Here is a 13,201-nt window from a genome sequence, read left to right on the forward strand (position 1 = left end):
TATTGCAAAAATATTTTACAAATTTTAAGCTAGTTAAGACATAAACAATCTAAACTCCATAATTTCATGTTTAATTTGAGACAATTCTAATCCTGGACTATTAGCTCCAAAATAATCCTCATCTAAATTCATAATAATCTTATATAGATTTTCAAATTTTTCACTAAACTCTTTTAGTAATAACTGACCATCTTTTTGCCCTAAAGGAATAGTTCTGACAGCATTACTAATAAGTGTAGAAACTGTACTATACATATGATAAATTATAGCTTCCTTTAAATTAAAACCTAGAGAATACATTAACATTCCAAATACAATTGCCGGATGTCCAAAGGCTTCTTTATTAGTCATTTTTCTATTATATTCTTTTAACAAATCAAAATCATATAAATCCAAGAATAGTTTAACCATTCTACTTGCAACTAATTTCCCACCATTTCTACTTTCTATAGCTACAGTTTGAACAGTAATACGATTATCTAGATTCCATATACCTTCTATATCATCATTATCTAAATATTCATATAACATTTTTATTGCCAACCCATCACTAAAAATAAATTGTTCATTTAAATAAACTTTTAACCATTCTCTAAAAGTTTCTGTATTATAAATCTTTTTTAATCTTAAATACGTCTCCATACCATATGAATGATTAAATGAACCAACTGGAAAATTTGAATCACATATTTGAATAACCTTTAAAACATCTGTAATATTATTATTAATTGGCATGTGTATGAGTGTGCCCAAATTCCACGTGCCTAAAAGCTTTTTTAAGTTTTAAATTTTCTCTAGAATAATTTATTTTATCTCGCTTTAATTCACCTTCTACTAATGCATCATATTGAATTATCATCTTTCCATCTTCAAATTGTGCTTGTAAGTGTCTATTTCCAAGACTATGAGCAATAATACCCATTTCTGTAATATTGCTTGGTCTTATAACTAGGACATCATCACCTTTAATTTTAACTATTATCATATTCTTATCATCATGATAAAGTATGTCTCCGTCTTTTAATTCAATATTTTCAGATAATGCTATTCCATATTCATGGTTATGATCTGAATTAACTCTCATTATCCTTTTTAATGCATCTTCACTATTTATATATATTTTTTCAATATGTAAATTGTTTAAATCTTTTATATTATCTATATTTCCTAGTATTTGATTAAAAATCATATAAACCTCTCCTTATTATTAGAATAAGAAATATCTTTGTGCTAATGGTAATTCACTTGCTGGTTCACAAGTTACTAATTCTCCATCAACTGTAACATCATAAGTTTGTGGATCTACTCTGATTTCTGGAGTAGCATCATTAAGCTTCATATCTTTCTTAGTTAAATTCCTAATTCCACTTACTGGTAATACTGTCTTTTCTAACCCTAACTTTTCTTTCACTCCATTTTCATAAGCATATTTAGAAACGAAAGTTATGCATGTTGTTTCTTGTGCCTTTCCAAATGCTCCATAACAATCTCTATATATTACTGGTTGACATGTTGGGATAGACGCATTAGCATCACCAATTATTCCTCTAATTGCCATTCCACCTTTAAGAATTAAATGTGGTTTAACTCCAAAATATGGTGGTTCCCAAAGTACTAAATCGGCAAGTTTTCCAACTTCTACTGAACCTATATATTTAGACATACCTTGCGCAATTGCAGGATTTATTGTATATTTAGCAATATATCTTCTAACTCTATTATTATCGCTATATTCACTATCATCTGGGAATGTTCCTCTTTGTTTCTTCATTTTTGAGGCTGTTTGCCAAGTTCTTGTTACAACTTCTCCAATTCTTCCCATTGCTAATGTATCAGAACTCATAATACTAAAAATACCCATATCTTGGAATATATCTTCAGCTGCTATTGTTTGATGTCTAATTCTTGAATCAGCAAAAGCTATATCTTCTGGTACTTTTGCATCTAAATGATGGCAAACCATAAGCATATCTAAATGTTCTGCTATTGTGTTAATAGTATAAGGTTTTGTCGGATTTGTTGATGCAGGCAAAATATTTATTTGTGATGCTACTTTCATTAAGTCTGGTGCGTGACCGCCTCCTGCACCTTCAGTATGATATGTATGAATTACTCTACCAGCAATTGCTTGAATAGTATGTTCTACAAATCCACCTTCATTTAAAGTATCACTATGTAAAGCAACTTGAGTATCATATTTTTCAGCTGTTTCTAATGCATAATTTATAGCTGATCTTGTTGCACCCCAGTCTTCATGAACTTTAAGCCCAATTGCACCAGCTTCTATTTGTTCAGCATTAACATCAATATTAGCCCCACTACCTTTCCCTAAAATACCCACATTTACTGGCCATCCATCTGCTGATTGTAGCATTTTTCCTATATTCCATGGACCAGGAGTAGAAGTAACAGCATTTGTACCATCAATTGGACCTGTTCCTCCGCCTACTAATGTAGTAATACCATTTTCTAATGCAACTTGAGCACATTCTGGATGAATATAGTGAACATGGGTATCTATTCCACCTGCTGTTAAAATTCTTCCTTCACCTGCTAACGCTTCAGTTCCAACCCCTACTACAAAGTCAACATTATCCATTGTGTCAGGGTTACCGCCTTTACCTATAGCGAGAATTTTACCATCTTTAATACCTACATCTGCTTTATATATTCCAGTGTAATCTACTATAGTTGCACCTGTTATAATCAAGTCAGCAACTTCTGGATTTTTACTAGTTTGAGTGGCATTTTGTCCCATACCATCTCTAAGAGTTTTACCTCCACCAAACTTACATTCGTTTCCATAACCTGTATAATCTTTTTCAATTTTTATGAAAAGATCAGTATCTGCAAGTCTGATACTATCCCCTTCTGTTGGTCCGAATAATTCCGCATATCTATGTCTATCAATTTCAAAACTCATTACTTTTCACCGCTCCCTTTTGACATTCCATCTAAGAATCCATCACACATATTTCTAATTCCATAAACTCTTCTATATCCACCAATATTAATTAAGTTTACTTCCTTCTTATCTCCAGGTTCAAATCTAACAGCTGTTCCTGAAGGGATATCTAATCTTTTTCCCCAAGCTGCATTTCTATCAAAATCTAAAGCATCATTTACTTCATAAAAATGATAATGTGACCCTATTTGTACTGGTCTATCCCCAGTATTAACAACTTGTAACTTTATCGCTTCTTTCCCCTTGTTATATTCAATTGTTCCCTCTTTTATTTTTAATTCACCTGGTACCATACTTCAGCCCTCCTTATTTAATTGGTTCATGTACTGTTACTAATTTAGTTCCATCAGGGAAAGTACATTCAACTTGAACTGCATGAATCATTTCTGGAACACCTTCCATAACTTCATCTTTAGATAAAATTTTTGTTCCATACTCCATCAAATATTCAACTGTTTTTCCTTCTCTAGCACCCTCTAACATTTCATCTGTTATTATCGCCATAGCTTCAGGATAATTTAGTTTTAGTCCTTTGCCTTTTCTTTTACGAGCTACATCAGCTGCAACAGCAACCATCAGTTTTTCTTGTTCTCTAATTGTTAAATGCAAAATAAATTCCTCCTTTTTTTCTTATAATAAACATAAAAATTTATTACATATTTCTTATTTTTCCTACATTTTTATATTTTATTCTTTTTTGTTAGTCTTTTTTCTTATTCGTTAAAAGTTACCTTTCCACCCAAATCATAATAGGCTCCAATAACCTTAACTTTACCTTGATTTATAAGATCCTTAACTGCATCATCTTCTGACACTTCTTTAACTACAGCATCTACGTTTGCGTGAATTGCATCATCTACTGTTCCATCTTTATTTATACTAGGTGTTATTTTTTCAACAAATGATTCCATATTTCCAGTTACTTTCTCACCCTTAACCACTTCGTTGTATGTTGCAGTTACAGCTCCACAGTTTTGATGTCCCATAACAACAACTAAAGGAGTATTTAATTTTTTTACTGCATATTCAATAGAACCCAACGCATCATCATCAACTACATTTCCAGCTAATCTAACATCAAATATTTCACCAAGTCCAGCATTAAAAACAGTTGTAGGTGTTACTCTTGAATCAGAACAAGATATAATTACTGCATAAGGACTTTGACTACCTTTCAATGCATCTCTTCTTTGCTGCCCTACATTTCTTAATATTGAAGTATCTGTAACAAACCTTTCATTACCATCTTTCAATATTTGTATTGCTTCATCTGCTGATGATACTGTTGTATCTACAACTACAATTTCAGAAATACTTTGATCCGGTTTATTATTGGTTACATTGTCAACGGTATTATTATCAATATTATTAGTTGCATTATCGCCGCATCCTACTAATAACAAAGAACTAATAAGTAAAGTTGTTATCAAACTTTTGTTCACATTTATTCCCTCCCTTTTATATAAATAAAAATACATACATTTTTTATTACATATGTCAAATATAATATGAACGAAAATTTAATAACATATTCATAAATTTATTTTTAAATTTTGCATTTAACTTTTTTTATTTTAAAATTTATTATAACTCCCACTCTTCTACATTCCAAAATATACCTACACCATGATGACCTAATATTGTTTCTGTTGTTATTCCTTTTATATCGCTTTTAGCTATATAAATTGCATCTATATATGCTAAGAATGTATATGGCATATCTTTTGTCATTTCTTCTTGAAATTCTTTATAATATTTTAATCTTTCTTCAAATATATCTGTATGTCTTGCTTCATTAAGTAATTCATCTATTTTGCTATTGGAATATGCATTAAAATTATCACCACCATTGGTTGTAAATACTTTATATGTGTGATCATCAGGATCAAAGGGACTTCCCCATCCTACTAAAAAGGATGCTTGGTTTTTCCAATCAATATTTGCATTTACAACAACTCTCACATCAGCTCCAATTTTTTCAAACTCTTGTGATACAAAATTTGATATATCTAATCTTTCTTGATCCCCCTCCATAGCTACTAATTCAAAACTTAATTTTGTTCCACCTTTTTCATATATCCCATCACTACCAATTTGCCATCCTTCATTTTCTAATAACTCTTTTGTCTTATTAGGATTATACTCAAATTTTTCTATATCTGAATTATTGTATTTCCCCATTTGTAGTGGTGAGTATGCAACTTCACCATATCCTAATAAAATGTTATCTACTATTTCCTTTCTATTTACTGAATAACTTAAAGCATTTGGTAACTCTCTGTTTTCCTTAAATAATGGATAATTAAAATTGTACATTATTCCTCGATAATCAGAAGTCTTCATAACATCTATTACAAACTCATTATTTCCTTTAAATATATCAATATCTTTTGGTGTAACTTGTGCTAAATCTAATTCTCCACTTTTTAATTGAACTACTCTAGCTTTTGTATCATCTACTATCTTAAAAATTATTTTATCTATCTTAGGGTCACTTTTAAAATATTCCTCATTTTTTATAAGTGTTATACTTTGACCTTCATCCCAATTACTAAATTTATATGGCCCAGTACCTATGGGGGTTCTATTAAATTCAGAAGTAGTAATATCTTGATCTTCCCAAATATGCTTAGGTAATATTCCTACAGTTAAGTAATCTAATAGAGCAACATTTTCATTTTTCAAAATAATTTTTAAAGTATTGTTATCAATTACTTGAATTTTATCTATATCTATATAATTAGAAACTATTTCTGATTCTACTTCTGGATTTAATATAGTCTCATAAGTAAATTTCACATCTTCTGCCGTAAATGCTTTTCCATCATGCCATTTAACATCATTCCTTAAGTAAAATGTATATGTTAAATTTTCTTTATCATATTCCCATTTTTCTGCTAAAGAAGGTACTATATTATTATCTTTATCGTGAGCTGTTAATCCATTAAACAATAATAAGTTAATTTCTCCATGCTCATACAAAGCTGGATTTATACTTGTATAATCACTACTTCCATATACTAATTTATTTTCATTTTTTACATTTTCTTCGCCTTTACAGCCAATACTCAATATTAAAATAATGATTAAGATAATACCCACTAATCCTTTTAACTTCATAAATATTCCTCCAAATAATTAAAAAATAAAAACCACGAAAAAGATAACGAAAAAACTTTCTTCGTTAACCTTCGTGGTTAATATAAATACATTTTATTATTTTATTACTAAAATATAAGCCCTCGTGACTTACATAACTTTAAAATTATATAAAGTATAAATATTAGACTTCATAACTTATATTATATTGAAATCTAATATAATAAATCCAAAAATACTATAATTAGTTTTAATTTTTAAAAACTAATTATAGTATTGGCTAAAATTTATTTGAGTATTCAATTATTTTAAAGCAAAACAAAAAACTTCTCTATGACTATTAATTTAAAATAGTCATAGAGAAGTCAAAATAATATTATTACATTTTAACCTAATCCATAAACAAAATGTCCTTTTTTAATTTCTTTCCATTTCATTTTTTCTGATAAATATTCTTCATCTTCATACTTATAATCTGATGCCATTTCTAAATCATTAGATTTTAAAGTTGGTACTAAAATTGCTTCTAATAATGACTTTGTATAAGGATGAATAGGATTATTACAAAGTTCTTCTGTTTCTGCAAGTTCTACTATTTTCCCTTTATATATTACTGCTATTCTATCGCTAATATATCTAACCATTGATAAATCATGTGAAATAAATAAGCACGTTAAATCTCCATTATTTTTTAACATTTTAAATAAATTGATTATTTGTGCTTGCATAGATACATCAAGAGAAGCTATTGGCTCATCTGCAATAATAAATTTAGGATTAACAGAAAGTGCTCTTGCTATAGCTACCCTTTGTCTTTGTCCTCCTGAAAAATCATATGGATACTTATCTATAAATTCATTGTTTAACCCTACTAACTTCATAATTTCATAAACTTTTTCATTTTGTTCATTTTTGTTTTTGCACATTTTTTTTATTTTTAAGGGTTCTGAAATTATATCTCCTATAGTCATTCTTGAATTTAATGATGAGGTTGAATCTTGAAATATAAATTGTACACTATTACTTATTAGCTTTCTTCTCAATTTATTATTTTTACTTATATTAACACCATCATAAATAATTTCACCATCTGTAATTTTATTAATTCCAACAATACTTTTTCCCAAAGTAGATTTACCAGATCCTGATTCACCAACTAATCCTAAGACTTCACCTTCATGTATATCTAAAGAAATACCATCTAAAGCTTTTATTACTTTATTCTTATTTAATCTAAAGTACTGTTTAAGATTTTTTATCTCCAATATTTTCTCTTTATTCATTGCTAATTAGCCTGCTCCTCATTAATCTTAATTTCATCTCTAATTTTACTTGCTTTTGGATGAAGTAACCATGTTGCTGCATAATGGCTTTCACTCACTTTAAACATTGGTGGTTCCTCTAAAAAATCTATAATTAAAGGCTTCTTATTTCTTATTGCAAAAGCATCTCCTTTAGGAGGATTTAAAAGATTAGGTGGCATTCCTTCAATAGTTTCTAAATATTCTTTATTATTATTTAATATTGGTAAACATGACATAAGCCCTATTGTATATGGATGTATTGGATTTAAAAATATCTCTTCCTTTTTACCTATTTCAACTATTTTTCCAGCATACATTACAGCTATTCTATCAGCAATTTCTGAAACAACCCCAAAATCATGAGTAATAAAAATTATTGCTATATTAGTTTTTCTTTGAATTGACTTTAATAAATCTAAAATTTGACGTTGCACTCTAACATCTAATGCTGTTGTAGGTTCATCAGCTATTAATACTTTTGGATTACATGCTAAACTTATAGCAATTACAATTCTTTGTCTCATTCCCCCTGAAAAATGATATGGATATTGATTATATCTATATTCTGCATTATCTATACCAACTAACTCCATTAATTCTATAGCTCTCTTTTTTGCTTCATTTTTATCTATATTACTATGAATTTTTAAAACTTCTACTATTTGTTTACCTACAGAAATAGTTGGATTTAATGAAGTCATTGGGTCTTGAAATATCATTGAAATATCTTTTCCCCTAACCTTAGTCATATCTTTTTCTTTGATATTAATTAAATTTTTTCCTGCTAAATTTACTTCTCCACCTTTTATATATCCATTTGTAGGTAATAATTTTAGTATGCTTCTGCATAGCATAGACTTACCACATCCCGATTCTCCTACTATAGCTAAAACTTCACCATTATATAAATCGAAAGATACTTTTCTTATAGCTTTTACTTCACCATAATCAGTTTTAAAATTAACCTCTAAATCCTTCACTTCTAATAATTTATTCATTTCAAATTTTCTCCTGCAATAATATTATTGTGTCTATATTACCTTTAAACTCTACTCTAAATCCCATTCTTCAACATTCCAAAATATTCCTACACCATGATGTCCAAGAACTGTCTCTGTAGTTATTCCCTTTAAATTACTATTTGCTACATAAATTGAATCTATATATGCAAAAAATGTATAAGGCATATCCTTTGTCATTTCCTGTTGAAATTCTTTATAATAATTTAATCTTTCTTCATACACATCAGTTTCTCTTGCTTTAATTAATAATTCATCTATTTTACTATTAGAGTATGCATTATAATTAGCACCACCATTAGTAGAAAAAACCTTATAAGTATGGTCATCAGGATCAAATGGACTTCCCCATCCAATTAAAAATGTATCTTGATTTTCCCAGTCTATTTTAGAATTAACAGCTACCTTAACATCTGCTCCAACTGATTTAAGCTCTTGTGCTGCAAAGTTTGCCATATCAATTCTTACCTGATCTCCCTCCGTACAAACTATTTCAAAGCTTAACTTTGTACCATTCTTTTCATATATACCATCACTACCAAGGACCCAACCTGCCTCTTCTAATAACTCTTTAGTCTTATCTGGGTTATAATCAAACTTTTCAATCTCTGTATTGTTATAATCGCCCATTTGAATTGGTGAATAAGCAACTTTTCCATATCCTAATAAAATACTATCTACCATTGCCTGCCTATTAATTGCATAACTTAATGCATTAGGTAATTCTCTATTTTCTGCAAAAAGCGGATTGTTAAAATTATACATTATACCTCTATAATCAGCAGTCTTCATTATATCTACTACATAATTATCATTATTTTTAAAAGTTTCTATATCTTTTGGAGTAACTTGAGCTAAATCTAATTCTCCACTTTTAAGTTGTATTACTCTTGCCTTTGAATCTCCAACAATTTTAAATATTATTTTATCTATTTTAGGATTATTTCTAAAATAATCTTCATTTTTTACAAGTGTAATGCTTTGCCCCTCATCCCATTCACTTAACTTATATGGACCAGTTCCTATTGGATTTCTATTAAACTCGCTAGTTGTAATATCTTGACCATCTAATATATGTTTAGGTATAACACCTACAGTTAAATAATCTAATAATGCAACATTTTCATTTTTCAGAATAATTTTTACTACATAATCATCTACTACTTCTATGTCTTTTATATCTTCATAATTTGTTGCTATTTCTGAACCTATCTCTGGATTTTTTATAACTTCATAAGTATACTTAACATCTTCTGCTGTAAAAGGTTCTCCATCATGCCACTTTACATCTTTTCTTAAATAAAATGTATAAGTTAAGTTTTCTTTATCATATTCCCAACGTTCTGCAAGTGCTGGTTCTATATTATTATCTTTATCATGTGCTGTAAGTCCATTAAATAAAAGTGAGTTTATTTCTCCATGCTCATATAATGCCGGATTGATACTTGTATAATCACCACTTCCATAAACTAATACTTTTTCATCACTTTTTTCTGCCGTAATATTATCACTTTCACTAGCTTTCTCTGGCACCTTTGAGCTAGTTCCACACCCAACAAGCAATATTAATCCTAATGATAATATTATTGCTTTTACCCCTTTAAATTTCATGATATCCCTCCATTTTTATAAATTATTATATTTTTTAATATTTTTTCTTCTTAAATAATTACCTATGTTAGCAATAGAAACAAGTGTTACTACTAAGAATAAACCTGGAATTAAAATTATCCACCAATAATTAGATAGTAATGCATCTTGAGCTAATGAAAGCATACTTCCCCAAGATATTATCTCAATAGGCAATCCAATTCCTAAAAAGCTTAATGTTGATTCTGTTGCAATGGCAGAACCTATATTGCTAACTACCATAAACATTATTGAAGATATAAAATTAGGCACTAAATGTTGTTTTACTATATAAAAAAATTTTCCTCCCATTATTTTTGCAGCTAATATATACTCACTATTTCTTATTTGTCTTACTTCACTTCTTACTATCTTTGATATACTCATCCAACTTACTAAACCAATTACTATTGATATTGAAACTGCATTACTTCCACCTATGATTGCTTGAACAAAAATTATTATTAATATTGATGGTATGCTAAGTAATATTTCAGTTGCCTTCATCATTAAATCATCAACCCACTCTGGTGCCATTCCACTAATACTTCCATATATAATTGCAAAAGTCGTTGATATTATTGTTGAAAATATACCTATAAATAAAGAAATTCTTCCACCATACCATATATCTGAAAAAATATCTCTTCCCATTGAATCAGTACCAAAATAAAAAATTCTATTTGGTGAAACATTTGAATTTGTTAAATCCATAAATTTAGGATTATGAGTCATTATAATATTTGAAAATAAACATCCTAAAATTATTATTATCAATACTACTATAGACATAATAGGGAATTTTTTTTGCAACTTAAAACTCTTTTTAATATCTTTATGTTCTATAAAATTCTCCTTATCCTTAACAATTTCAAAGTTATTAATATCAAGGTTCAAATATCTCACCTCTCTCATACTTCATTCTTGGATCTATATTAGTGTTGATTATTTGAGCTACCATATTTGAAACTAATACTAATATTCCTGTAATAAGAGTTAATATCATAAGCATATTATAATCATGATATTTTGCACTTTCAAAAATTAAAGTCCCTATTCCCGGATAAGAAAATACCTTTTCAACAACATAAGTCCCTGCTAATATATGTGGAACAGAAACAGCCATTATAGTTATAAAAGATGGTGCAATATTTCTTAAGCAATGCCTATAAATAATTTGCCTCTTATTTAAGCCTTTAACTTTTGCAAGTAATACATAATCTTCTCTCATTTCCTCTAATATTTTGTTTCTTACCATATAAGCGTAATACCATAAATGCCCTAATATCAATACTATTAATGGTAAAATTAAATGTATAATTCTATCACCTATATTTTCTGACAATCCAATTGAATATGCTCCGCTAGTTGGTAAAATAGCTAAGTTTACACCAAAAATTAAAATAAGTATTAATGATATCCAAAATGACGGTATACAGGATGTTATATTACCAATAGTAATTATTATCCTATCTATTATTTTATCTTCATGTAAAGCGCAATATATCCCTAAAAATAATGCCAATAAAAACGTAGAAATATATGCAATTCCTCCTAAAATAATTGTATTTAAACACACATCTCCAATAACTGCCTTTACATCTCTTTTATATTTATATGAAATTCCAAAATCACCTTTTGTTATTCCTTTTATCCACTTACCATACTGAATATGAATAGGGGAATTAAGACCTAATTTCTCCATGGCACTTTCTTTTTGTTCATTATTCATTCTTTCAATAGCATTTCCATAGTAAGCTTCAAGAGGATCTCCTGGAGATAATCTTGACATATAAAACACAACTACTGATAATAAGAATACTGCAATTACACACTGTAAAATTTTTTTTAATATAACCTTAACCATTACTATCTCCTTTGATTATTAAACAAAAAAACCACGAAAAAAAGATAACGAACTTTAATCGTTAACCTTCGTGGTTATTATAAATCATATTATATTAAGTTTATTTTACTGAATATAAGCCTTCGTGACTTACATTATATATATTACCTCTTTATCCATTTATTGTCAATTTATTTCTTTTTCATTTTCTCTTCTATTTGTTTAACTAATAAATCAATTTCTCTTCCTGTTCTACTAGAAACCTTAAATATACTACAATCACTATTAATACTTCTTGTATCCTTTTCTACTTTGTTTTCATTAAAATCAAAATGTTCCATCATATCATATTTATTTAATACAAGTATATCGCTTTCTGCAAATAATAATGGATACTTTTCAACTTTATCATCACCTTCTGGAATACTTAATATTGCTATTTTTAAATTTTCTCCTATATCAAATTCTGCAGGACAAATTAAATTACCTATATTTTCAACAAAAATAATATCTATTTCATCTAAATCAAAATATCCTAATATTTCTTTAATAGATAATGGTGCTATGTGACATGCTCCATTTAAATTTAATTGCACTACAGCAATACCTAACTTATCAATTTTTTCAGCATCTACTTGGCCAGCAATATCACCTTCAATAACAGCTATATTATATTTTTCTTTTAAAGATTTTATTAATTCAATTATTAAAGTTGTTTTTCCAGTTCCAGGAGATCCCATTACATTTATTAAAAATATATTCTTTTCTTTTAGTATTTCCTTTATTTCATTACCACATTCATCTCTATAATCAATTTCTTGTTTTATCACCCTTATATTCATAAATTTCTCCTTAATAGTTAATAATAATTTTATTGTAATAATTTACTTTATTTAAATAATATTATATATTATTATTATATATTTTACCATTATTAAAACAATATTATTCTAAAAAGGTATATTTTGTATTATTTTTTGGGGAATCTTCGTGGAGGAAGTATAATGATTATAGCTATTTTTGATACAAACGGAGCTGGTCTTGGTCAAAACATAATTAAAAGATTAAAAAAAGATTTATCTGATGATATTAACATAATTGCACTTGGTACTAATACATTTGCAACCTCAAAAATGGTTAAAGCTGGGGCCCATGTTGGTGTAAGTGGTGAAAAAGCTATTAGTTCTTTTTGTAAAAAAAATAAAGTAGACTGTGTTATTGCTCCTATTGGTATATTATGCAATGGTGAAAAAGATATGGAGTTATGCCCTAGTATATGCAAATCAATTATAAATATGGACTGCACTAAATATATACTTCCACTACAAAAATATGATAT

The 13,201-nt window shown here is 28.2% G+C and carries 14 protein-coding genes; 1 reads left to right on the top strand and 13 read right to left on the bottom strand.

Features of this window, described 5'->3' with window-relative positions:
- Nucleotides 1–33: 33 nt before the first annotated feature.
- From I4V51_RS16220 to hypB, 13 genes are all read right to left on the bottom strand, one after another.
- Entirely contained in the window at nt 34–735 is a 702-nt protein-coding gene (locus I4V51_RS16220) for an urease accessory protein UreF (protein WP_195989481.1), read from the bottom strand.
- On the bottom strand, nt 725–1,189 hold the full coding sequence (ureE, locus tag I4V51_RS16225) for an urease accessory protein UreE (protein ID WP_195989482.1): 465 nt from the start codon (nt 1,187–1,189) through the stop codon (nt 725–727). Before ureE ends, I4V51_RS16220 begins: the two co-directional genes overlap by 11 nt.
- Before the next feature lie 18 nt (nt 1,190–1,207).
- Complete coding sequence (gene ureC, locus I4V51_RS16230; protein ID WP_195989483.1) at nt 1,208–2,923, bottom strand: urease subunit alpha; 1,716 nt, start codon at nt 2,921–2,923, stop codon at nt 1,208–1,210.
- A complete protein-coding gene (locus I4V51_RS16235) occupies nt 2,923–3,258 on the bottom strand; it encodes an urease subunit beta (RefSeq protein WP_195989484.1) in 336 nt (111 codons plus the stop codon). The genes ureC and I4V51_RS16235 overlap by 1 nt, the downstream gene beginning before the upstream one ends.
- 13 nt (nt 3,259–3,271) lie before the next feature.
- The gene (locus I4V51_RS16240; RefSeq protein WP_195989485.1) at nt 3,272–3,574 is read right to left on the bottom strand and encodes an urease subunit gamma; all 303 of its coding nucleotides are present in this window, start codon (nt 3,572–3,574) and stop codon (nt 3,272–3,274) included.
- Nucleotides 3,575–3,678: 104 nt separating this feature from the next.
- Nucleotides 3,679–4,407: a carbonic anhydrase gene (locus I4V51_RS16245; protein WP_347708666.1), complete on the bottom strand. Its 729-nt coding sequence runs from the start codon at nt 4,405–4,407 to the stop codon at nt 3,679–3,681.
- A gap of 142 nt (nt 4,408–4,549) precedes the next feature.
- Complete coding sequence (locus tag I4V51_RS16250) at nt 4,550–6,085, bottom strand: ABC transporter substrate-binding protein (protein ID WP_195989487.1); 1,536 nt, start codon at nt 6,083–6,085, stop codon at nt 4,550–4,552.
- A gap of 365 nt (nt 6,086–6,450) precedes the next feature.
- Nucleotides 6,451–7,347, bottom strand: coding sequence for an ABC transporter ATP-binding protein (locus I4V51_RS16255; protein WP_195989488.1), 897 nt, complete (start codon nt 7,345–7,347; stop codon nt 6,451–6,453).
- A 2-nt stretch (nt 7,348–7,349) separates the two neighbouring features.
- Complete coding sequence (locus tag I4V51_RS16260; protein ID WP_195989489.1) at nt 7,350–8,366, bottom strand: ABC transporter ATP-binding protein; 1,017 nt, start codon at nt 8,364–8,366, stop codon at nt 7,350–7,352.
- 51 nt (nt 8,367–8,417) lie between these two features.
- Nucleotides 8,418–9,998 carry an ABC transporter substrate-binding protein gene (locus I4V51_RS16265; RefSeq protein WP_195989490.1) on the bottom strand — a complete coding sequence of 527 codons (1,581 nt, stop codon included), beginning with the start codon at nt 9,996–9,998 and terminating at the stop codon, nt 8,418–8,420.
- 15 nt (nt 9,999–10,013) lie between these two features.
- Nucleotides 10,014–10,913: an ABC transporter permease gene (locus tag I4V51_RS16270; protein WP_243281540.1), complete on the bottom strand. Its 900-nt coding sequence runs from the start codon at nt 10,911–10,913 to the stop codon at nt 10,014–10,016.
- Nucleotides 10,903–11,883 carry an ABC transporter permease gene (locus I4V51_RS16275; protein ID WP_195989492.1) on the bottom strand — a complete coding sequence of 327 codons (981 nt, stop codon included), beginning with the start codon at nt 11,881–11,883 and terminating at the stop codon, nt 10,903–10,905. Before I4V51_RS16275 ends, I4V51_RS16270 begins: the two co-directional genes overlap by 11 nt.
- Before the next feature lie 170 nt (nt 11,884–12,053).
- Nucleotides 12,054–12,704, bottom strand: a complete 651-nt coding sequence (hypB, locus tag I4V51_RS16280; protein ID WP_195989493.1) for a hydrogenase nickel incorporation protein HypB — start codon at nt 12,702–12,704, stop codon at nt 12,054–12,056.
- A gap of 162 nt (nt 12,705–12,866) precedes the next feature.
- Here hypB and I4V51_RS16285 point away from each other — a divergent pair.
- Nucleotides 12,867–13,201 (top strand): DUF3842 family protein (locus I4V51_RS16285; RefSeq protein ID WP_195989494.1); only part of this gene is annotated, 335 nt, incomplete at its 3' end.

Source organism: Clostridium sp. D53t1_180928_C8, from assembly GCF_015667795.1.
Classification (GTDB): Bacteria; Bacillota; Clostridia; order Clostridiales; family Clostridiaceae; genus Clostridium.

What these genes read in the sequence shown, in the direction of transcription:
- I4V51_RS16260 (WP_195989489.1), bottom strand. Translation starts at nt 8,366, where the DNA reads ATGAATAAATTATTAGAAGTGAAGGATTTAGAGGTTAATTTTAAAACT.
- ureC (WP_195989483.1), bottom strand. Translation starts at nt 2,923, where the DNA reads ATGAGTTTTGAAATTGATAGACATAGATATGCGGAATTATTCGGACCA.
- I4V51_RS16220 (WP_195989481.1), bottom strand. Translation starts at nt 735, where the DNA reads ATGCCAATTAATAATAATATTACAGATGTTTTAAAGGTTATTCAAATA.
- hypB (WP_195989493.1), bottom strand. Translation starts at nt 12,704, where the DNA reads ATGAATATAAGGGTGATAAAACAAGAAATTGATTATAGAGATGAATGT.
- I4V51_RS16265 (WP_195989490.1), bottom strand. Translation starts at nt 9,998, where the DNA reads ATGAAATTTAAAGGGGTAAAAGCAATAATATTATCATTAGGATTAATA.
- I4V51_RS16250 (WP_195989487.1), bottom strand. Translation starts at nt 6,085, where the DNA reads ATGAAGTTAAAAGGATTAGTGGGTATTATCTTAATCATTATTTTAATA.
- I4V51_RS16255 (WP_195989488.1), bottom strand. Translation starts at nt 7,347, where the DNA reads ATGAATAAAGAGAAAATATTGGAGATAAAAAATCTTAAACAGTACTTT.
- I4V51_RS16235 (WP_195989484.1), bottom strand. Translation starts at nt 3,258, where the DNA reads ATGGTACCAGGTGAATTAAAAATAAAAGAGGGAACAATTGAATATAAC.
- ureE (WP_195989482.1), bottom strand. Translation starts at nt 1,189, where the DNA reads ATGATTTTTAATCAAATACTAGGAAATATAGATAATATAAAAGATTTA.
- I4V51_RS16275 (WP_195989492.1), bottom strand. Translation starts at nt 11,883, where the DNA reads ATGGTTAAGGTTATATTAAAAAAAATTTTACAGTGTGTAATTGCAGTA.